The 21,817-nt window shown below is 50.8% G+C and carries 19 protein-coding genes and 1 pseudogene; 10 read left to right on the top strand and 10 right to left on the bottom strand.

Going from position 1 to position 21,817, the window contains the following annotated elements; genetic code table 11:
* Positions 1–156 precede the first annotated feature (156 nt).
* Positions 157–1,026: a MurR/RpiR family transcriptional regulator gene (locus tag EO763_RS12330; protein ID WP_010275858.1), complete on the top strand. Its 870-nt coding sequence runs from the start codon at positions 157–159 to the stop codon at positions 1,024–1,026.
* Between the two features lie 384 nt (positions 1,027–1,410).
* The gene (gene pyk, locus EO763_RS12335) at positions 1,411–2,853 is read left to right on the top strand and encodes a pyruvate kinase (protein WP_161529130.1); all 1,443 of its coding nucleotides are present in this window, start codon (positions 1,411–1,413) and stop codon (positions 2,851–2,853) included.
* Positions 2,854–2,977: 124 nt separating this feature from the next.
* Here pyk and lpxM read toward each other — a convergent pair whose 3' ends face one another.
* The 3 genes from lpxM to znuA all read right to left on the bottom strand — a co-directional run bounded on the left by lpxM (position 2,978) and on the right by znuA (position 6,618).
* A complete protein-coding gene (gene lpxM, locus EO763_RS12340) occupies positions 2,978–3,949 on the bottom strand; it encodes a lauroyl-Kdo(2)-lipid IV(A) myristoyltransferase (protein WP_039496040.1) in 972 nt (323 codons plus the stop codon).
* Between the two features lie 314 nt (positions 3,950–4,263).
* Positions 4,264–5,586, bottom strand: a complete 1,323-nt coding sequence (gene mepM / locus EO763_RS12345) for a murein DD-endopeptidase MepM (protein ID WP_161529131.1) — start codon at positions 5,584–5,586, stop codon at positions 4,264–4,266.
* A gap of 12 nt (positions 5,587–5,598) precedes the next feature.
* Positions 5,599–6,618 (bottom strand): zinc ABC transporter substrate-binding protein ZnuA, encoded by a 1,020-nt coding sequence (gene znuA, locus EO763_RS12350; RefSeq protein WP_161529132.1) that lies wholly within the window; start codon positions 6,616–6,618, stop codon positions 5,599–5,601.
* A gap of 76 nt (positions 6,619–6,694) precedes the next feature.
* Here znuA and znuC point away from each other — a divergent pair, with 76 nt between their 5' ends.
* Positions 6,695–7,453, top strand: coding sequence for a zinc ABC transporter ATP-binding protein ZnuC (gene znuC / locus EO763_RS12355; protein ID WP_039472827.1), 759 nt, complete (start codon positions 6,695–6,697; stop codon positions 7,451–7,453).
* A complete protein-coding gene (znuB, locus tag EO763_RS12360; RefSeq protein ID WP_161529133.1) occupies positions 7,450–8,235 on the top strand; it encodes a zinc ABC transporter permease subunit ZnuB in 786 nt (261 codons plus the stop codon). Before znuC ends, znuB begins: the two co-directional genes overlap by 4 nt.
* A gap of 94 nt (positions 8,236–8,329) precedes the next feature.
* Here the strand turns inward: znuB and EO763_RS12365 are convergent, their stop codons facing one another.
* Positions 8,330–9,289 carry a LacI family DNA-binding transcriptional regulator gene (locus EO763_RS12365; protein ID WP_039472822.1) on the bottom strand — a complete coding sequence of 320 codons (960 nt, stop codon included), beginning with the start codon at positions 9,287–9,289 and terminating at the stop codon, positions 8,330–8,332.
* 460 nt (positions 9,290–9,749) lie between these two features.
* On the opposite strand from EO763_RS12365, the gene EO763_RS12370 reads away from it, so the two are divergent.
* The 3 genes from EO763_RS12370 to EO763_RS12380 all read left to right on the top strand — a co-directional run bounded on the left by EO763_RS12370 (position 9,750) and on the right by EO763_RS12380 (position 13,097).
* Positions 9,750–11,078, top strand: coding sequence for a PTS sugar transporter subunit IIC (locus EO763_RS12370; RefSeq protein ID WP_161529134.1), 1,329 nt, complete (start codon positions 9,750–9,752; stop codon positions 11,076–11,078).
* A gap of 167 nt (positions 11,079–11,245) precedes the next feature.
* Complete coding sequence (locus EO763_RS12375) at positions 11,246–11,551, top strand: PTS lactose/cellobiose transporter subunit IIA (RefSeq protein ID WP_005967750.1); 306 nt, start codon at positions 11,246–11,248, stop codon at positions 11,549–11,551.
* Between the two features lie 166 nt (positions 11,552–11,717).
* On the top strand, positions 11,718–13,097 hold the full coding sequence (locus EO763_RS12380) for a carbohydrate porin (RefSeq protein ID WP_103860836.1): 1,380 nt from the start codon (positions 11,718–11,720) through the stop codon (positions 13,095–13,097).
* A 76-nt stretch (positions 13,098–13,173) separates the two neighbouring features.
* On the opposite strand, the gene ruvB is transcribed toward EO763_RS12380, so the two are convergent.
* From ruvB to aspS, 6 genes and pseudogenes are all read right to left on the bottom strand, one after another.
* On the bottom strand, positions 13,174–14,184 hold the full coding sequence (gene ruvB, locus EO763_RS12385; protein WP_039489727.1) for a Holliday junction branch migration DNA helicase RuvB: 1,011 nt from the start codon (positions 14,182–14,184) through the stop codon (positions 13,174–13,176).
* Positions 14,185–14,191: 7 nt separating this feature from the next.
* A complete protein-coding gene (gene ruvA, locus EO763_RS12390) occupies positions 14,192–14,809 on the bottom strand; it encodes a Holliday junction branch migration protein RuvA (protein WP_161529135.1) in 618 nt (205 codons plus the stop codon).
* A gap of 91 nt (positions 14,810–14,900) precedes the next feature.
* Positions 14,901–15,422, bottom strand: a complete 522-nt coding sequence (gene ruvC / locus EO763_RS12395; protein ID WP_010307920.1) for a crossover junction endodeoxyribonuclease RuvC — start codon at positions 15,420–15,422, stop codon at positions 14,901–14,903.
* 97 nt (positions 15,423–15,519) lie between these two features.
* Positions 15,520–16,263, bottom strand: coding sequence for a YebC/PmpR family DNA-binding transcriptional regulator (locus EO763_RS12400; RefSeq protein ID WP_010275900.1), 744 nt, complete (start codon positions 16,261–16,263; stop codon positions 15,520–15,522).
* A 23-nt stretch (positions 16,264–16,286) separates the two neighbouring features.
* The gene (gene nudB / locus EO763_RS12405; protein ID WP_039489730.1) at positions 16,287–16,730 is read right to left on the bottom strand and encodes a dihydroneopterin triphosphate diphosphatase; all 444 of its coding nucleotides are present in this window, start codon (positions 16,728–16,730) and stop codon (positions 16,287–16,289) included.
* A 1-nt stretch (position 16,731) separates the two neighbouring features.
* Positions 16,732–18,527: pseudogene (aspS, locus tag EO763_RS12410) on the bottom strand (aspartate--tRNA ligase).
* Between the two features lie 458 nt (positions 18,528–18,985).
* Between aspS and EO763_RS12415 the strand changes: the two are divergent.
* The 3 genes from EO763_RS12415 to EO763_RS12425 all read left to right on the top strand — a co-directional run bounded on the left by EO763_RS12415 (position 18,986) and on the right by EO763_RS12425 (position 21,645).
* Positions 18,986–20,203, top strand: a complete 1,218-nt coding sequence (locus tag EO763_RS12415; RefSeq protein WP_103182963.1) for an EAL and HDOD domain-containing protein — start codon at positions 18,986–18,988, stop codon at positions 20,201–20,203.
* Positions 20,204–20,281: 78 nt separating this feature from the next.
* Positions 20,282–21,094, top strand: coding sequence for a DUF72 domain-containing protein (locus tag EO763_RS12420; protein ID WP_103182962.1), 813 nt, complete (start codon positions 20,282–20,284; stop codon positions 21,092–21,094).
* Positions 21,095–21,249: 155 nt separating this feature from the next.
* Positions 21,250–21,645: an MAPEG family protein gene (locus EO763_RS12425; RefSeq protein ID WP_014915147.1), complete on the top strand. Its 396-nt coding sequence runs from the start codon at positions 21,250–21,252 to the stop codon at positions 21,643–21,645.
* Positions 21,646–21,817 lie beyond the last annotated feature (172 nt).

A 21,817-nucleotide genomic window follows, 5' to 3' on the forward strand; every position in this document is an offset into this window, starting at 1 on the left:
AAAAGGCCCTAACTTAGCCTGTTGCCCTCTGCCAACCACTACAGGGTCGTAGTATATTTTCACGACGTGCATTTTTTCACGTAACATTTTTTCACGTAATACATGCCAGCTGTACCTTTAGTTGAAATTGGAAAAAACTTACATGGCCCTTGTCGTATGAATATGCTGGAAAAAATCCAGAGTCACCTGGAACTCTTGAGCAAATCAGAAAGAAAAGTTGCTGAAGTGATCCTGAGCACGCCACAGACAGCCATTCACTCCAGCATCGCGACCTTAGCCAAAATGGCCGATGTCAGCGAGCCAACGGTTAATCGTTTCTGTCGCCGCCTTGAAACTAAAGGTTTTCCCGATTTTAAACTACATCTGGCGCAAAGTCTGGCAAACGGTACACCGTATGTGAACCGTAATGTTGAAGAAGATGACAGCGTTGACGCCTATACCAGTAAAATTTTTGAATCCGCCATGGCTGGCCTGGAGCAGGTGAAATCCAGTCTGGATGTCACCGCCGTCAACCGCGCCGTGGATTTGCTGACGCAGGCGAAGAAAATCTCGTTCTTTGGTCTGGGTGCTTCCGCTGCTGTCGCACACGATGCAATGAACAAATTTTTCCGCTTCAATATCCCCGTTGTCTATTTCGATGACATCGTTATGCAGCGCATGAGCTGTATGAATTCCAGCGACGGCGACGTCGTGGTATTAATCTCCCACACAGGCAGAACCAAAAGTCTGGTCGAAATGGCGCAGCTGGCGCGCGAGAACGACGCGACCGTTATCGCCATTACCTCGGACGGAACGCCGCTGGCGCGTGAGGCGTCGCTGGCCTTGCGGCTCGATGTGCCTGAAGATACGGATGTTTATATGCCGATGGTGTCCCGCATCGCTCAGTTGACGTTGATCGATGTTCTGGCGACAGGCTTCACGCTGCGCCGCGGGGAAAAATTTCGTGATAACCTGAAACGGGTCAAAGAGGCCCTGCGTGAGTCACGCTTTGATAAAGACGAGCGATTGATTAACCCCTTCAGGTGATAGATAAGTTTTACGTTATGCTTTGTTTTTTAGCTATATTTTGTACCCTAAATAATTCGAGTTTCAGGCAGGCGGCAAGCGAGGGAGTCCCGATGAGCTTACTCAAGTAAGTGATTCGGGTGAGTAAGCGCAGTCAACGCACATGAAACTTGAAGTATGACGGGTAATGGAAAATGAGCGGTATCATCAACCTGTTTCATCTTGATATGGCCACAGACGACAGGCATGGAAAGATGGTGGGGATTACCTGTACAGTATGATAATCAGACTCAACACGATGTTCGGATAACGCAGGTGAAATGGTTTTGTTGTAAAGTGACATTTTGCACCGTTATTCGACGCTTAATCGCAACACTACAGCTTCACAAGTGAACGGAGTTATACATGTCCAGACGGCTCAGAAGAACCAAGATTGTCACCACCCTGGGGCCCGCTACCGACCGTGATAATAATCTCGAAAAGATTATCAGTGCGGGTGCGAACGTAGTACGAATGAATTTCTCTCACGGCACAGCAGAAGATCATCTATTACGTGCCAACAAAGTTCGTGAAATTGCGGCTAAATTAGGCCGCCACGTTGCCATTCTTGGCGATCTACAGGGTCCAAAAATTCGTGTTTCTACCTTCAAAGAGGGTAAAATTTTCCTGAATATCGGCGACAAGTTCTTGCTGGATGCCAACTTATCGAAAGGCGAAGGCGATAAAGAAAAAGTCGGGATCGATTACAAGGGTTTGCCGAGTGACGTAGTACCTGGCGATATCCTGTTACTGGATGACGGCCGAGTGCAGTTGAAAGTCCTTCAGGTTGAAGGACTGAAAGTTTATACCGAAGTCACCGTTGGCGGCCCGCTGTCTAACAACAAAGGCATCAACAAACTCGGCGGCGGTCTGTCTGCCGAAGCGCTGACGGAAAAAGATAAAGCCGACATTATTACCGCCGCAAAAATTGGCGTCGACTATCTGGCGGTCTCTTTCCCTCGTACCGGTGAAGACCTCAACTACGCACGCCGACTCGCGCGTGACGCGGGCTGTCACGCCAAGATCGTATCAAAAGTTGAACGTGCTGAAGCCGTCTGCTCTGATGCCGCCATGGATGACATTATTCTAGCTTCCGACGTCGTGATGGTAGCGAGGGGCGATCTGGGCGTTGAAATCGGCGACCCAGAGTTGGTAGGGATTCAGAAGAAGTTGATCCGTCGTGCTCGCCAGTTGAACCGTGCGGTCATTACCGCTACGCAGATGATGGAATCGATGATCACCAACCCGATGCCAACGCGCGCAGAGGTGATGGATGTTGCCAACGCCGTGCTGGATGGCACCGATGCCGTGATGCTGTCAGCGGAAACCGCCGCGGGCCAATATCCGGCTGAAACCGTCGCTGCCATGGCGAAAGTGTGTTTAGGCGCGGAGAAAATCCCAAGCATCAACGTCTCCAAGCACCGCCTTGACGTGCAGTTTGATAACACGGAAGAATCCATCGCAATGTCTTCCATGTACGCCGCCAACCATCTGAAAGGGGTTACGGCGCTGATCGCCATGACGGAATCTGGCCGTACTGCCCTGATGATGTCCCGTATCAGTTCCGGTCTGCCGATTTTCGCGATGTCTCGTCATGAGCACACGCTGAACCTGACCGCGCTGTATCGTGGTGTTACTCCCGTGCATTTCGACAGCTATACGGACGGCGTTGCTGCCGCCAATGATGCAGTGATCCTGCTGCGCGACAAAGGATTCCTGATGTCTGGGGATCTGGTCATCGTCACACAAGGTGACATCATGGGTACCGTGGGCACCACTAACACGATCCGCATCCTGCGCGTGGAATAATCGGTACCATAACCGCTCTGCTGCTGAGGTGGTGGACGGTTCATACCAGCAAAAAGCCGGACGATTTCTCGTCCGGCTTTTTTATCTATGCGGCCAGTCAGCCCACAATTAGCTACGGTATAAACTAGTCGCGGTATAGATCATCCCGACAGTACGGTTCAATCTCACCCGGTTTGCGGGTTTTCAGCAGCTTCAGAATCCAGGTGTACTGCTCAGGGTTCGGTTTGACCAGAATTTCCACTTCTTCATTCATGCGCCGCGCAATATATACGTCATCTGCATCCGCTAAATCGTCCATCGGCGGGCGAATAAACACATCCAGACAGCCGTCTTTAGCGTTATACACCGGGAACAGCGGCACAATATCAGCACGACACACTTTCATCAGCCGTCCGACGGCAGGCAGCGTTGCCTTATAGGTCGCAAAAAAGTCAACGAATTCGCTGTGCTCAGCGCCGTGATCCTGATCGGGCAGGTAATAACCCCAGCAGCCGGAGCGCACAGAGCTGATAAACGGTTTAATACCATCGTTACGAGCATGGATGCGGCCACCAAAACGACGGCGTAACCGATTCCACCAGTAGTCCACCAGCGCATTCTTCTGGTTGTGGAACATGGCCGCCATACGCTGGCCGCGTGAGGTCAGCAGCATCGCAGGGATATCAACCCCCCAACCGTGCGGAACCAGAAAAATCACATTCTTCTCTTGTTCCTTAATGCGATCCAGAATGTCTTCGCCATGCCAGCGAACATATTTCTCGATTTTCTTCGGGTTACGAATTCCCACTTCTACCATCATGATCATCGACTGAGGAGCCGTCGCAAACATGTCATCGATGATAGCTTCGCGCTGTGCTTCCGTTAATTCCGGCATGCAATACAGCAGATTAATGCGAGCACGGCGGCGGGCGCCTTTTGATATTCTCCCAACAAAACGCCCTAGTCCACCCAGCACCGGATTTCTTAATCGCGCGGGAACATAGGCAGCGAGCGCCATCACACCAACGCCTAACCAAACGCCCCAATAGCGCGGATGAAAAAAGGCGCGTTGAAACTGGGGAACAAATTCAGCGTTCGATTTTTTTTCTTTTTCCATGCCTAAACTCTTCAGATCAATCAATAAACATAATCATAATTGCCGCTCGGCGTTTAGCAACACCGACGACAGTTACGCAAAAACACGTCTGCTCGATAATAAAAAATCAGGAACCTGTGTTCTATCAAATGTTCTATAAATGAAAATGCCGGCAGCAAGCCCCACCGGCATAACATGCAATCAATATCTATCCTAAATAATTCAAGTTGCATGAAGGCGGCAACCGCATGAATCCCCAGGAGCTTACACAAGTAAGTGACTGGGGTGAGTAAGGGCGGCCAACGCACAAGCAGCTTGAAGTATGACGGATATCATTAATCAAACTTAAGCTGCGGTACCACTTCCTTAACCTGCGCCAGATAATCACGACGCTCTTTACCCGCCAGCCCTTCAGAACGCGGCAGTTTAGCCGTTAACGGGTTTACCGCCTGCTGGTTGATCCAGAATTCATAGTGCAGATGTGGGCCAGTGGAGCGGCCTGTGTTACCGGACAACCCGATACGATCGCCACGTTTCACTTTCTGTCCCGGTTTAACCAGGATGCGATGCATATGCATGTAGCGCGTGGTGTACTGACGACCATGGCGGATAGCAACATAGTTCCCCGCTGCACCGCTGCGTTTCGCGATCACGACTTCGCCATCACCGACGGCCAGAACCGGTGAACCGACCGGCATGGCAAAATCGACACCTTTATGTGGTGCGACGCGCCCTGTCACAGGATTCAGACGACGTGGATTAAAGTTGGAGGAAATGCGGAATTGTTTCATGGTTGGGAAACGCATAAAGCCGCGCGTCAACCCAGAACCTTCACGATCGTAAAATTTACCGTCTTCTGCACGAATCGCGTAATAGTCTTTGCCACCCGTATTCAGACGAACACCGACCAGCTCACTCTGCTCACTTTTACCATCGAGCATTTCGCGGGACATCAGAACAGAGAAGGTATCGTCTTTGCGTAGTTTGCGGAAATCCAACTGCCATTGCAGCGCTTTAATGACTTCACGCACTTCTGTGCTGGTCAAACCGGCGTTTTTTGCGCTGCTGACAAAACTGCCGCTGACCCGGCCATTCAGGACGCTGTTGCGCCACTCGCCTTTCAACGTTTCAATACGCTCTTTGAAATCAGGCCCCACGCGCTCATAAATACGTGTTTCACGGCGAGACACCTGCCAGGTCAAACTTTGCAGGTCGCCGTTTTCTGCCAGAGCCCATGAAATTTGCTGGCCAATTTTCAGGTTCCGCAAATCTTTATTCTGCTCCGCAAGCTGAGTGACATCCGCAATATCAATGCCGTACTGCGTCAAAATGCTGCTTAAGGTATCGCCCGTAGAGACCACGTACTCATGTACGCCGCCTTCATCGGCCACCTTATCATCCAGCTCATCTTGTGGAATCTCGTCATCTGGCGAAGGTTGGTCTATCGGTTCACTGGCTTCAGGCGTCAACGTTCGCAGTTGGCTGGTTTCCAGGTCGATATCTTTCACGATGACGGGGGCATCATCGACGTGGGGATAAACAAAAGGCCGCCAAACAGCAACGGCCAATGTTACAACGGTAAGCGACCCCAGCATGACGCGATGGGGCCGAGGTAAGCTGTTATACGCCAGAGCGATAGTTCGGACTATCTGCTGCACTTATTCGTATCCTCATGATTTTTCCTCCAGACAGCTCACATACTGGTTCGATAGCTGCAACAAGAAATCGGCATAGCTATCTCTACCCAGTGCAATATTGCTTCCCAATGGATCGAGCACACCCGAGCGCACGTCGGTTCCCTTGGCAACAGCATTAATAACGGCTGGCCTGAATTGTGGTTCAGCAAAAACGCATACGGCTTTGTGCTCAACCAACTGTGTTCGTATTTGATGTAAACGCTGTGCTCCGGGTTGGATTTCGGGGTTAACCGTGAAGTAACCCAAGGGGCTTAACCCGTAGTGTTTCTCAAAATAACCATAGGCATCATGGAACACGAAATACCCTTTACCCTGCACAGGCGCTAGCATCTTAACAATTTTTTCATCTGCTTGCCCGATTTTATCCGTGAAATAAAGCAGATTCGCGTCTAGTTTGTCCTTATTCTGAGGCATAAGTTCCAATAATTTTGCATGAATGGCTATTGCCGCCTGTTTTGTCATCTCCGGCGACAGCCAAATGTGCATATTGTACTCACCATGATGGTGACCATCATCGCCGTCATCATGGGCGGCATGGCTATGATCGTGGCCTTTTTCATGGTCATCATGCGCCTGTTCATGACCATCCTCATGATCGTGTCCGGCCTCTTTTTCCAGCTCAGATTTAATCTCTGGCAGCACGGAAAGCGCAATCTGCTTTTCAGGTGAGACTTTCGCTAACGACTTCCCGAGAAAGGCTTCCATTTCCGGCCCAACCCAAATCACCAGTTCTGCGGACTGTAAACGCTGGACATCAGACGGGCGCAGGGCATAATCGTGGGGCGACGCGCCATCAGGTAACAAAACTTCAGTGGGCGTCACGCCATCGGCAATAGCCGATGCAATGAATCCTAAAGGACGAATTGACGTAATGACCGCAGCGGATGCCGCGCTGATTGACATCCCGCTTGCGAGTAGTGCGCTGGCAACAAACACATTTTTTAACCATTTTTTTTGCTGAATAGATTTTTTTTGTTGAATAGATTGCTGCATGAAAGTCGATCCCATCGATTTTTGCTGTGTTGTTTGTTATATTATAACGTTACATGGGTTATGCAAACCAAATTATATGTCCACATTGGTATCACTTAATAATATTTCAGTTACATTTGGCAGCCGCAAGGTTCTGTCAGATATCTCTCTTACCTTGCAGGCAGGTCGAATTCTGACGCTGCTCGGGCCGAATGGCGCAGGGAAATCGACGCTGGTGCGCGTGGTATTGGGGCTCCTTGCCCCTACCTCCGGTTCGCTGGTACGGGATCCTGCGCTGCGTATCGGCTACGTTCCGCAGAAGCTGCATCTGGATACCACCCTGCCCTTGACCGTCAGCCGCTTTATGCAACTGCGCCCCGGCGTGAAAAAGCAGGATATTTTACCGGCGCTTAAGCGGGTTCAGGCTGCACATCTGCTGGAACAGCCGATGCAGAAACTTTCCGGTGGCGAAACCCAGCGCGTCCTGCTGGCACGCGCGCTGCTCAACCAGCCCCAACTGCTGGTACTGGATGAGCCAACGCAGGGTGTCGACGTCAATGGGCAACTGGCGCTGTACGATCTCATTAACCAATTGCGGCAAGAATTCCACTGCGGCGTGCTGATGGTGTCGCACGATCTGCATTTGGTGATGGCGAAAACCGATGAAGTTCTCTGCCTTAATCAACATGTTTGCTGCTCCGGCACGCCTGAGGTCGTTTCGCTTCATCCCGAATTTTTAGCGATGTTCGGCCACCGCGGTGCGGAGCAATTGGCGGTTTACCGACATCATCATAATCATCGTCACGATCTACAGGGACGTATCATTCTGAAAAGACAAGGTGGAAACGACGCATGATAGAACTGCTGTTTCCCGGTTGGCTAGCGGGGATGTTGCTGGCAATTGCGGCAGGCCCGCTCGGTTCGTTCGTCGTCTGGCGACGGATGTCTTACTTCGGTGACACGCTGGCGCACGCGTCTTTACTCGGTGTCGCCTTCGGCCTGCTGCTGAACATCAACCTGTTTGCTGCCGTTATTGCCGTGACGCTCATTCTGGCGTTGGGGCTTGTCTGGCTGGAGCGACGCCCCTATCTGGCTATCGATACGTTACTCGGCATCATGGCACACAGCGCCCTGTCGCTTGGATTGGTGGTCGTCAGCCTGATGAATAACGTGCGCGTGGACTTGATGGCTTATCTGTTTGGCGATTTGCTCTCTGTCACAACAGAGGATCTGTGGGTTATCGCCGCTGGTGTCATCGTTGTTGTTGCCATTATGTGCTGGCAATGGCGCGCACTACTTTCTATGACGATCAGCCCAGAGCTGGCGCACGTCGATGGCATAAAACTACAGCGCACCAAGCTGCTCCTGATGCTGACCACCGCATTAACGATTGGTATCGCCATGAAATTTGTGGGTGCGCTGATCATTACGTCACTGTTGATTATTCCTGCTGCCAGTGCCAGACGCTTTGCACGGACGCCGGAACAAATGGCAAGCATCGCGATTATTGTGGGAATGATTGCCGTAACAGGCGGTTTAGCGTTCTCAGCTGGCTACAATACGCCCGCTGGGCCGTCGGTGGTACTGTGCGCATCGCTGCTGTTTATTGTCAGCCTGATTAAGCGACAACCCGCCTAGCCTATCAATCGCTCAATAGTACAAAAAATCAATAGCAAAAAGCCCTTACGAATTCGTGATTCAGAAGGGCTTTTGAAGACGGCACGAGCCGCGTTTATTTACGGTTAGCCATATCTGGAATGATTAAATCACCCCGTAAGACATACGAACCCAGCACGTCCTGTGTTTTCTCATTGAGCCACGACACGATTCTGGCCGCCACCGCATCCATCGAATATTCAATTGCTGGTATCGCTGGGATGCCCGGAATATCGAGAGACCCTGCCAGACTGAATACCATGATGTCTTTTGGCACAGATTTATTAAACGCCTGAAGCTGCGTAATCACACGTTTGGCTTCCAGCTCATCCGCCACCAGAAGCGCATTGAAATTCAGCGTCGTGCTGTTATTGAGCAGCACTTGCAGCGCCACCGATGACGATGAAGACGCATCCATAAAAATCAGGTTGCGGTTAAACGGTAAGAAGTTATTTTCCAGCGCCCGCTTATACCCTAACAGCACCTGTTCTGCTGAACTGCTCGCGGCGGGATTGATCAGCGCAATTTGCCGTCTTCCTTGCCGAATCAGATAATTACACGCGGTTTCCGTGGCGAAAGCGTGATCGAATTGCAGGCTGTTCGTGGTATCCGTTTCCATACAATCGATCAGAATGATGTTCTTATCGGCCAGATTCAGCGGAAAGCGCGCGCCGATGATTAAAATGTCATCACACAGGCCACTGGTCAGCTCATCAAGCACATTCATCACTTCAGCCCTGCTGCTGGCGAACCGCAACAAGAGATGCTTTTGATGTCGGCTAAAGTGTTTTTCCAGCGCATAAAGGTAGCCGGTCGTCTGGTTGATGTTGTCCTGAGCGCAAATGACGCCAATACAGCCAGTTGACTGACTCAGCAGAGACTGGGCGATGACGTTCGGTCGGTATTTAAGCTCATCAACTGCTTTTAACACCGCAAGACGGCTAGCTTCCTTTACGCCGCGTGAACCACTCAACACCCGGGAGACTGTGGCTTTGGACACCCCAGCTAAACGCGATACATCGTTGATTGTAGACATCATTTTGCCCTTGAAAAACGCTAAATCCGACTCAAAACCCTAAACACCAACCGCGCATTGCGTTGCTTCGCAGTATAACCGTTTCCATTCAGCATGGAAACCGATTATCCGTTTAACATCCAATGCGTATTTCTGCCAATAAGATGTGATGCAAATCTAATTAATACCGCCAGAAATCATCACATCTTGACGGTCATCACACTTCTCTTTTCTTTGGATGGAAAACGGTTTCCATATGATATCCAATCATCTTAGCAATAACTTTTTACATTGTGCTTGGCGGAAAATGCGGTCCGCAGCGGAAGAAAGATAACAGGTATAGGCTCACATTTATAAAAGGCTGCCACACGCGACATTCCCGTAAGATTTTTCGATACAACGAGTTACAGCGTACAACGTGGCGATAACATACTGGGTGACGAGCTGTCGCTGCTACGGCGACACATGAAAAGGTGTTCACATGAGTTCCTTATATCAATCAATGATTGCCGCTATCGAACAATCGATTACCCCGCTTGCAGGGCGTTTGGGGCAGCAAAAGTATGTGATCGCTATCCGTGATGGTTTTACCGCCGCGCTACCTTTTATGATCATCGGCTCGTTTATGCTGGTGTTTATTTTCCCTCCGTTTTCCGCCGATACGACCGTCGGATTTGCCCGTACCTGGCTGGATTTTTCTATTACCTATCGCGAACAGTTGATGCTGCCTTTCGAGCTCAGCATGGGCTTGATGACATTTTTCATCTCCGTAGGCGTGGGTGCCAGCCTGGGAAGACAGCTTAATCTCGATTCCGTGATGTCCGGCCTGCTGGCGTTTATGGCTTTCCTGCTTGTCGCCGCGCCTTACGCCGATGACAAAATTTCCACCGAATATCTGTCAGGACAAGGGATCTTCACCGCTTTACTGACCTCCATCTACGCCACCCAAGTTTATGCGGCGCTGAAACAACACAACATTACTATTCGCTTACCGAAAGAAGTCCCGACGGGGGTCGCTCGCTCGTTTGAAATCCTCATTCCCGTGTTGGTGATTGTCGCAACACTGCATCCGCTCAATCTCTTCATTGAAGCGCAAACAGGCATGATCATTCCCGAAGCGATTATGCACCTGCTGGCACCGCTGGTTTCCGCCTCAGACTCGCTGACTGCCATTCTTCTGTCTGTGCTGCTGTGCCAGCTTTTCTGGTTCTCGGGGATCCACGGTTCGCTGATTGTCACGGGCATAATGAACCCATTCTGGATGACCAATCTAGCCGTAAATCAGGCTGCGCTGGCAGCCGGTGAAGTCTTGCCACATATCTATTTACAGGGTTTTTGGGATCACTATCTGTTGATTGGCGGCGTCGGCTCAACGCTACCGTTGGCATTTCTGCTGTTACGCAGCAAGGTCACGCATTTGCGGACCATCGGCAAAATGGGCGTCGTACCCAGCTTCTTTAACATCAACGAACCGATCATGTTCGGTGCCCCCATCATTATGAACCCGATGCTATTTCTCCCTTTTGTCTTCGTACCGATGGTTAACGCCGTGCTGGCTTACACCGCAACCAAGATGGGATGGCTGGCGCAGGTAGTGTCGTTAACACCGTGGACCACACCGGCCCCCATTGGTGCATCGTGGGCCGCAAACTGGAGTTTCAGCCCGCTAATCATGTGCCTGCTGTGCATGGTGTTTTCCGCGCTGATGTATTTGCCGTTCCTGCGAGCTTATGAACGCACATTAATGAAAACCGAGGAGCAAAAAATACAGGGCGATACTTCTCTGACAAAAACAGTGAGCAGTAATTAATGGGATTAATACAAAACAGCGATAGATATTAAATAGAAGAAAGAAAATAAAACGTTTAGGGTCGGAATATTTTTATTATTCGCCTTCATCGACCCGGACGACATTCAAGAACGCGGCATAGAAAATATGTGCTGCGAATATTCGTTCACATAAAAATAGGTCATATGATGATTACATTAGAAGATGCAGTAATGGAAATTATCGTCAATGCGGGACAGTCACGCAGTCTGTGTTTTGAAGCGCTACACGCTGCGCGTAAAGGTAACATTGATGAAGCCAAAAATCTGTTGAAGGAAGCCGACGGTTACGCGCGCAAAGCCCACCATATGCAGACCCAACTGATCGAACAAGATGCGGGAGAAGCCAGACAGCCGATGACATTAATTATGGTTCATGCTCAAGACCATTTAATGACATCACTGCTCGCCCGCGAATTATCAGAAGAGATTATTCATCTCTATCAGCGGCAATAGTTCATTTTAATCCCCTTATAGGGAGGGTCGATTACGTCAGTTATTTAATTACGCCATACCCGTTTAAAAAATAACAATCACCTTGTTCTGAGCGCCGTGCCATTATTCACGCCAATCAGAGCGGGATGGTTATTGTCTGAAAATGACTTACCGAATTGAGATGATGATGAAAAATTCCAAAAAACTGCCCGTTACGCTGGCGGTGCTGGCTGCCCTTTGCTCCGGTTCCGCATTCGCACAAGAAACGATTACTCAAGAGCAATTAGATCGTATCGTTGCTCAGGCCGTAGAAAAAGCGCTGGCGGAACGTCAGGCCAAATTAGACGCGATTGCCAGTAAACAGGTCGATCCGCTGACGACGCCCGACGCCCCCAAAACACCTGACATGGCGATACCTTATGGCATCAACTTTACTGGCTATGCGCGTTACGGTGCGCAATTCCAGAGCGGTGACCAGAAATATGTTGCGGTTGACGGCTCCTATAACGGTGCCTCCGCGCTGGGCCGTCTGGGCAACGAAGGCAATGGCGGTGAATTCCAGCTTTCCAAGGCTTTCAAAAGTAACAACGGCGCAATCTGGGATGTCGTCGTGATGATCGACCACTGGGGCGACGAAGTTAACCTGAAAAAAGCCTATGCTGGCGTCACCAACCTTTTTGCTTCCCAGCCAAATGCCTATCTCTGGGCCGGACGTGATTTCCACCAGCGCCCACAACAAGGTATTAACGACTACTTTTGGATGAACCACGACGGCCAGGGCGCGGGGATAAAGAATTTTGATCTCGGTGGTATTCAATTCGATGTGGCGGCCGTCGCTGCCGTGGAATCCTGTAACCCCGAAGTGATCACGAATAATGCGAACCCCTCACGCATCAGCTGTACTGGTAGTTCCGGCACGGGAGATAAAGGCAATTATGCACTAACGTCCAAAGTGCATGGCATCAAGCTGGGGCCGTTGGATCTTGCGCTGTACGCGAACTACGGTTTTGACTCGAAAGCGGTGGATAACGATGCACGACTGAAAGCCTGGCAAGGCGGCGCGGTCCTGAGCCACACAGGAAAAAATAGCCTCAATCAGTTTATCACTCGCTACTCGGACAATGCGGATAACAGCGTTTACAACAAAACGGACAACCTGAAAACCTTCTATGCCAGCTTTGAGGGTAAATACAAATTCACGCCGCAAACGCAGGTTGAATATCTGCTGGCCTACCATGACTACTCGAATGACTCAGCCAGTCAGGACGATCGTCGTAACTACAATGCCATCGTTCGCCCGATGTATTTCTGGAATGATGTGCATTCCACTTGGCTTGAAGCGGGCTATCAACATGTAGACTACGGTCAGGGTGGTGATAACAAAGGGTGGAAGCTGACGCTTTCCCAGAATGTCTCGATCGCCATGGGACCGGAGTTCAGACCGATGCTGCGCTTCTACGTCACCGGCGGGGAAGTCGATAACAAACACACCGCGCGGACAACGACCGGCGTCAACACGCAGCTCGATTCGTTCAACGTTGGGGCAATGTGGGAAGCCTGGTTCTAATCACACAAACGTAGGGAGACCGCGTGGTCTCCCTGAATAGGGAAAGCATTTCTTAGGCGATACGTTCTTCCACACGTTAACCTAAATCCTCACGCGTTAAGCCAAAATGCCGATAGGCGTGCTGCGTCGCCATGCGACCGCGCGGCGTACGCTGAATGAACCCTTGCTGAATCAGAAACGGCTCAAGCACATCTTCAATCGTTTCGCGTTCTTCACCAATTGCTGCCGCTAAATTGTCCAGCCCGACGGGGCCGCCCATGAATTTATCGATGATCGCCAATAGCAGCTTACGGTCCATGTAGTCAAAGCCTTCGGTATCCACCGCCAGCATATCCAGTGCCTGTGTCGCCACATCACCGGTAATCGCCCCTTCTGACTTAACTTCGGAGAAATCACGCACCCGTCGCAATAATCGGTTAGCAATACGCGGCGTACCCCGCGCGCGCCGCGCCACTTCAAGCGCACCCTCAGATGTCAGATCCAGCCCTAAACACTGTGCGCTACGGCTGACGATATACTGCAAGTCCGCGACTTTATAAAACTCCAGACGCTGCACAATGCCGAAACGATCGCGCAACGGCGAGGTTAACGAACCTGCACGCGTCGTTGCGCCAATCAGCGTGAAAGGCGGTAAATCGAGTTTGATCGAACGAGCGGCAGGCCCTTCACCGATCATGATATCCAACTGATAATCTTCCATCGCCGGATACAGCACTTCTTCCACAACGGGCGACAGACGGTGGATTTCATCGATGAACAGCACGTCATGTGGTTCAAGATTAGTCAGCAACGCGGCGAGGTCGCCGGCTTTTTCCAGTACCGGACCTGACGTCGTGCGCATATTCACGCCCATCTCGTTAGCAACAATATTCGCCAGCGTCGTTTTACCCAGACCGGGAGGACCAAAAATGAGCAGATGATCCAGTGCATCCCCACGTTTGCGAGCGGCCTGAATGAAAATTTCCATCTGCTCACGCACCTGCGGCTGCCCCACATACTCGGTGAGCAATTTAGGGCGGATCGCACGGTCGATAAATTCTTCTTCGGGAACGGCATCAGCGGAGATCAAACGATCGGCTTCTATCATGAATACCTCACAGCGCCGCGCGCAGTGCATCCCTGATTAGGGTTTCACAGTCAGCATCGGGGCGCGCAATCTTGGAAATCATGCGGCTAGCTTCCTGTGGTTTGTAACCTAGCGCAACCAATGCTGCTGCAGCTTCCGCTTCAGGTTCGCCAACGCGACTTTCTGCGGTAGCGGGCGATGCCAGCGGAATATCGCTGACTGGATTAAACAGATCGCCGCTCAAGCCCTTGAAGCGATCCTTCATTTCAACGACCAGTCTTTCCGCCGTTTTCTTACCGACGCCCGGAAGTTTAATCAACGCACCAATTTCTTCACGCTCAACAGCGCTGACAAACTGTGTCGCGGACATCCCGGAGAGAATTGCCAGCGCCAGCTTCGGCCCGACGCCATTCACTTTGATCAGCTCACGGAACAGCGCTCTCTCCTGCTTATCATTAAAGCCGAACAGCAACTGTGCATCTTCGCGGACAACAAAATGGGTAAAGATGACCGCTTCCTGATTGAGTTCAGGGAGTTCGTAAAAGCACGTCATCGGCATATGGACTTCGTAACCCACGCCGTTAGCTTCTATCAGCACCTGCGGCGGCTGTTTTTCCAGAATAATGCCTCTGAGACGACCTATCACGTTGCGCTTCCTTTTACATAGGGAATGAATGGCTTGAAGTATGACGAGTATATAACATAAAAAAGGCTGGATAAATATCCAGCCTCCTGTTTCAGCGCAGTCTTCCTGCCAGCGGATTCACTTTCGCCGCCGCTGTTCGCAGCAGGCTTTGGCTAAAGTGGCAATGAGTAATGGCAATCGCCAGCGCGTCGGCGGCATCCGCCTGCGGGCTGGCCGACAGTTTCAGCAGTGAGCGAACCATATGCTGCACCTGCTTTTTATCCGCCGCGCCCGTTCCTACCACCGTTTGTTTCACCAGCCGTGCCGCGTATTCAAACACGGGCAGATCCTGATTCACACCGGCAACGATAGCCACGCCGCGCGCCTGCCCCAGCTTCAAGGCTGAATCTGGGTTTTTCGCCATGAAAACCTGCTCAATTGCCATACAGTCTGGGCGAAATTGCGTAATGATTTCACTAACGCCAGCATAAATCAGCTTAAGCCGCGTGGGCATATCATCCACCACGGTACGGATACAGCCACTGCCGAGGTACGTCAGATGACGCCCCTGCTGACGGATAATGCCGTAGCCCGTCACGCGCGAACCGGGGTCGATGCCTACTATTATTGTCATAGTGCTAGGATTGCCATGGTGCTACGACTGTCATCGTGCCGCTCCGCCGATTCGCCCGTGTGGATTGCTGTTGCTACGTTGCATTACCGACCTGCCATTACAGCAGTTCAGCCACCTCATCGGAGATCTCACCGTTGTGGTAAACCTCCTGCACATCGTCACAGTCTTCCAGCATGTCGATCAGACGCATCAGTTTCGGTGCTGTTTCTGCATCCATATCCGCCTTGGTAGACGGAATCATCGACACTTCCGCAGATTCTGCTTTCAGGCCAGCCGCATCCAACGCATCTTTCACATCACCGAACGTTTCCCACGGCGTGAAGACGTCAATCGCACCGTCGTCATACGTCACAACGTCATCGGCGCCGGCTTCCAACGCGGCATCCATCACCGCATCTTCATCCAGACCCGGCGCATAAGAAATGACGCCTTTCTTGGTGAAGAGGTACGACACGGAACCATCGGTACCCAAGTTGCCGCCGGTTTTCGTAAACGCATGGCGCACTTCGGAAACGGTACGGTTACGGTTGTCACTCAGGCATTCCACCATAACCGCCGTGCCGCCCGGGCCGTAGCCTTCATAAATGATGGTTTCCATGTTGGCATCATCATCACCGCCGACGCCACGAGCAATCGCGCGGTTCAACGTATCGCGCGTCATGTTGTTGGACAGTGCTTTATCGATCGCGGCGCGCAGACGTGGGTTAGAACCCGGATCGCCACCGCCCAAACGGGCTGCGGTGACCAACTCGCGGATAATCTTGGTAAAGATTTTACCGCGTTTGGCGTCCTGTGCTGCTTTACGATGTTTTGTGTTAGCCCACTTGCTATGACCTGCCATAAAAATCTCCGAAAAAAGCCTGTTCAGGCCGGATAAATAACAAATTCCTCAATCGCCTGCCGGTTGCTCCAGGACTTGGTCAACTGCGCCGCGTGGGGCACATCCAGCCACTGGTAAGCAAGATGCTCGGATAATTGCACCTCGCGCTCAGCAGGTAACGCCAGACAAAACCAGTGTTCGGTATTGTGCGTGACCCCCGGCGCATAGCGACGTCTCAAATGAGCAAATAGCTCAAACTCAATACAGCGCTGACAGTCAAAGAGTGATAACGCTTCCGCGGATATATCAATGTTAACTTCTTCTTTGACTTCACGCTGTGCGGCATACGGCGCGCTTTCCCCTTCTTCTATGCTGCCAGTTACCGACTGCCAGAATTCAGGATCGTCACGCCGCTGCAACATCAGCACCCGCCCGGAGTCACGGGCATAGATCACCACCAGAACCGAAACGGGTCGCTTGTATACCATCTTATTCGTTCTCGGATTTTCCATCCTGAGCCGCTTTCCCTTTCACAACAACCGCAATAGCAAGCTCTTCCAGCGAAGCCGGGTTGGCAAAACTTGGCGCTTCCGTCATCAGACACGCTGCTGCCGTCGTTTTCGGGAAGGCGATAACGTCACGAATGTTATCGGTGCCCGTCAGCAACATCACCAGGCGGTCAAGGCCAAACGCCAGACCCGCGTGCGGCGGCGTACCATATTTCAGTGCGTCCAGCAGGAAGCCAAATTTTTCACGCTGTTCTTGTTCGGTAATACCCAGAATGCTGAACACGGTTTGCTGCATTTCACCACTGTGAATACGCACGGAACCGCCGCCCACTTCATAACCGTTAATGACCATGTCATACGCGTTGGCGATCGCTGAAACCGGATTAGCCGCCAATTCAGAAGGCAGCATGTCGCGCGGCGCAGTAAACGGATGGTGCATCGCGGCAAGACCACCTTCGCCATCTTCTTCAAACATCGGGAAATCGACAACCCACAGCGGTTCCCAACTGTTGTCTTTCGTCAGGCTCAGATCGCGACCCAGCTTGAGACGCAGCGCGCCCAGCGCATCGGTCACCACTTTCGCGCTGTCCGCGCCAAAGAACAGGATGTCGCCATCTTGTGCAGTAGTACGATCCAACACGGCAGACAGAACGTCTTCGCTCAGGAATTTTGCTACCGGGCTTTGCACGCCTTCCAGCCCCTTGGCACGCTCATTGACTTTGATGTAAGCCAGACCTTTAGCGCCGTAGATTTCAATAAACTTGCCGTATTCATCAATCTGCTTACGGCTCAGCTGTGCGCCGCCCGGTACGCGGATAGCGGCAACGCGGCCTTTGGCATCGTTTGCCGGGCCGGAGAAGACTTTGAATTCAATGTCTTTAACCAGATCGGCAACATCGACCAGTTCCAGCGGGTTACGCAAATCTGGCTTGTCGGAACCGAAACGGCGCATGGCTTCTGCAAACGTCATGATCGGGAAATCGCCCAGATCGACACCTTTCACGTCCTGCCACAGTTCACGCACCAGTTTCTCCATCACCTCACGCACCTGTGGCGCAGTCATGAAAGAAGTTTCCACATCGATCTGGGTAAATTCTGGCTGTCTGTCAGCACGCAGGTCTTCGTCACGGAAGCATTTGACGATCTGATAGTAGCGGTCAAAACCGGACATCATCAGCAGCTGTTTGAACAGCTGTGGAGACTGCGGCAGCGCATAAAACTTGCCTTTATGTACGCGGCTCGGTACCAGATAGTCACGCGCGCCTTCCGGCGTCGCTTTCGTCAACATCGGGGTTTCGATGTCCAGGAAGCCGTGCTCATCCATAAAACGACGCACAAAACTGGTGATACGGGCACGCGTTTTCAGACGCTGCGCCATTTCAGGACGGCGCAAATCCAGATAGCGGAATTTGAGACGCGCTTCTTCAGTATTGGTTTGGTTGGAGTCCAACGGCAGCGCTTCAGAACGGTTAACAATCGTCAGTGCGTTGGCGAAAATCTCGACTTCACCCGTCGCCATATCTTTGTTGATTTGGCTTTCTGGACGGGCGCGTACGACACCGGTAAGTTGGATGCAGAACTCGTTACGCAACTCGGATGCCAGTTTAAATGCGTCCTGACGATCTGGGTCAAAAAACACCTGAACCAGCCCTTCGCGGTCACGCATATCAATAAAAATCAACCCCCCAGATCGCGGCGGCGGTTAACCCAACCGCACAATGTCACTTCCTGGCCCACATGGGACGAATTCAACTGCCCGCAATAATTAGTACGCATCACGATGTCCTTTTACTCATCCGCCAGCTCACACGTTTTCACGGTAGATCACAGTGCAAAAACAGTGGCATTTTCGCTGCACGGCATGGTTTTTCTGGGTTACTGTCTGATGAAAAAAGGCGGCTATTATAAAGGATATTCGCCCGAACGATAAGCATGAAGGTAACGCTCTGCGACGCTGTCGCCTACTCTTTTTACGAAATTTCCGTTCCGGTTAACGGAATGTTCACTAATCCGCATAGAGTTGTTGCAAAACTGAACGCCTGAGGAAACCCCAATCATCAGCCCAAAGAGGCAGAACTCACCGTCACACATCGCGTGAGGATTTGCGGAAGCTAACCTTCTCTTTTAATAAAACCTGCTAAAATTACTGAGTAACTGCTTATTTTTATAAAAATTTTAATAAAAAGCGCTTTCTCATTGCTGGCAAATGCGTATGGTTTACATGGAGAACAACTATGTATTCATTTGTTGCCCGTCAACCTATTTTAAATCAACACCTCCAAACCGTTGCTTACGAGCTACTTTTTCGCATAGATATCACCAATAGATTTCCTGACGTCAGCCCTGAATTTGCAACCGCACAGCTTATTTCCGATCAGTTCTTAACCAATCCGTTGACAAAATCTGTGGTTGAACAGCCTTACTACATTAATTTCCCCCATCAGATGTTGATCAATGGCCAGGCTGAAGTGCTGCCGCAGGAAAAGGTCGTTATTGAGATCCTTGAAAATTCAATCCCCAACAATGATCTCTTTTCTGCCGTAAAAAAGCTAAAAAGAAAGGGCTTCAAAATTGCACTTGATGATTTTTCGATGGATTCAGAATGGGATCGGTTTTTGCCTTACGTTGATATCATCAAATTCGATTTAACTCTGTCGACCTTTGATGATATTGAAAATTTCATCAAAAGAACCATGCAGCGCAAGTTAATCTATCTGGCCGAGAAGGTAGAGACACATGAGCAGTACCTGCAAAGTAAGAAACTGGGCATCTCACTGTTTCAGGGATATTTTTTCAGTCGACCTGAAATGATCAAATCAAAAAAATTGGTCAATAACTCCAGCAACACCATCAGGCTGCTGCGAGAAGTCAATAAACCTGAGATCAACTATGCTACGATCGAAGAATTGGTCTGCGCCGATCTATCGCTTTATTATAAATTGATGCGCCACATCACCAATATCAAATACAACACTCGCTTTGGTATTACGGCAACCACCATGTCTTTCCGCGCCATGGCGATGCTGCTTGGACAACGAGAACTTAAACGTTTTGTTTCATTAATTAGCATTACCAACAGTAATGAGAATAAACCCAGCGAGCTTTATCGCACCAGCTTAATTCGCGCCAGGTTTTTCGAGTTATTGCATGCGTCCTTCAACATAAAGGACGATACCACCGAAGCATTTCTCTGCGGGTTATTATCGCTGCTTGATGCCGTATTGGATTCCCCGATGCCGCTGCTACTTTCGCAAATCGCCCTATCGGAAAAAATTAACCAGAGCTTATTGGATCATACCGGCGAGCTCGCGGTTTATTTGACGTTAATATCTAAATACGAACAGCAAGAGTGGGAGGAGCTTGAGCAACTGTTAACCCAGTTGGGTATTGATGAGGAAAACTTCTTTAGCATGATCATGGAAGCAACACAGTGGGCGGATGAGATTTTATGAACGATTTCTCTCGGTTCACTCGCGCTGCCCGGACAATTACGCGATAATCGTCGGCATTCTATTGATGGCGACGACATGATGTATATCGGATTACCACAATGGCAGCATCCCGCCTGGAGTCGGTTGGGGTTAAACGATCTTGCCGACTACAGCCGCTATTTTACCTGTGTTGAAGGTAATACGACCTTTTATGCATTACCTTCACGTGAGGTTGTCGAACGCTGGCGTAATATGACACATGATAGCTTCCGCTTTTGCTTCAAGTTTCCTTCAACGATCAGTCATAAAGCCGCCTTGCAGAACTGTGATAGCGATGTCGGGCTTTTTTATCAATGCCTTGAACCGATTGCACACCGTATCGGACAATTATGGCTGCAACTCCCTGCCACCTTCGGCCCCGTGCAGTTGCCCGTTTTGTGGCGCTTTCTTGATGCCTTGCCGCAGGGATTTAGCTACGGTGTAGAAGTACGCCACCCGCTGTTTTTTGCTAAAGGCGATGAAGAACGCGCGTTGAATCAGGGGCTACAGCAGCGCGGTATTAATCGCGTGATTCTCGACAGCCGTCCGGTTCACCACGCCGCTCCAGAAAGCGCCGCCATGCGCGAAGCCCAGCGGAAGAAGCCTCGCGTACCGGTACACGCCGTGCTGACGGCCACGCAGCCGCTGATTCGCTTTATCGGCAGTGAAACGCTGGAAGAAAATCTTCGCTGGTTCGAATCATGGCGTAACAAGCTGCCGCAGTGGCGCGAGGCGACTCCCTTCTTCTTTATCCACACACCGGATATCGGTGATGCCCCACCGCTGGCGCAGCAGCTTTGGCCCTTACTCGCCGAGATCGACCCAACCTTTCCGCCCCTGCCGGATTGGCCACAGCAGGCGACACTCTTTTGATCCACCCGTTACTGACATGTGTTAGCCCGTTTGGTTATAAACAATTTTACGATGCAACGCATTTCCGCTAAAAAAATCGGCCTTTACAGGCGACAGTTGCGTTAGGTAAAGCTATTATTCTGCAAGCCGTTTTCGGTTAGGTTACGGAGTAAAACATGGTAAGTGCGCTCTATATCGTGCTTGGCGCAATCTTGTTGATAAAGCTGTCTATTGATGTTGTTAAACTCAGAATGCAGTATCGCGTGGCCTATGGCGACGGCGGATTTTATGAATTGCAAACGGCGATCCGGGTACATGGCAATGCGGTGGAATACATTCCGATTGCGGCAATTCTGCTGGTGCTGATGGAAATGAACGGTGCCCTTATCATCATGATCCACTTCTGCGGCATTTTATTGATCACCGGACGTTTAGTTCACTACTACGGCCTTCGGCATCGCGAATTCCGCTGGCGGCGTTCAGGTATGGCGGCAACCTATGCCTCGCTCATCCTGATGATTGCAGCAAACCTCTATTATCTCCCCTGGGATCTGGTTTTCACGCTGTATTGATGGCGTGAAACAAGACGGGACCAGTTTCTCCCGGACGCGCGGAATTTATGCGTCCGGGAATCAAAAACCGCGTCCACACCCTGTGGACGATGAAGGTCATATACCCTAAATAATTCGAGTTTCAGGAAGGCGGCAAGTGAGGAAATCCCGATGAGCTTACTCAAGTAAGTGA

It is taken from the genome of Pectobacterium odoriferum, from assembly GCF_009931295.1.
In the GTDB taxonomy this organism is placed as follows: domain Bacteria; phylum Pseudomonadota; class Gammaproteobacteria; order Enterobacterales; family Enterobacteriaceae; genus Pectobacterium; species Pectobacterium odoriferum.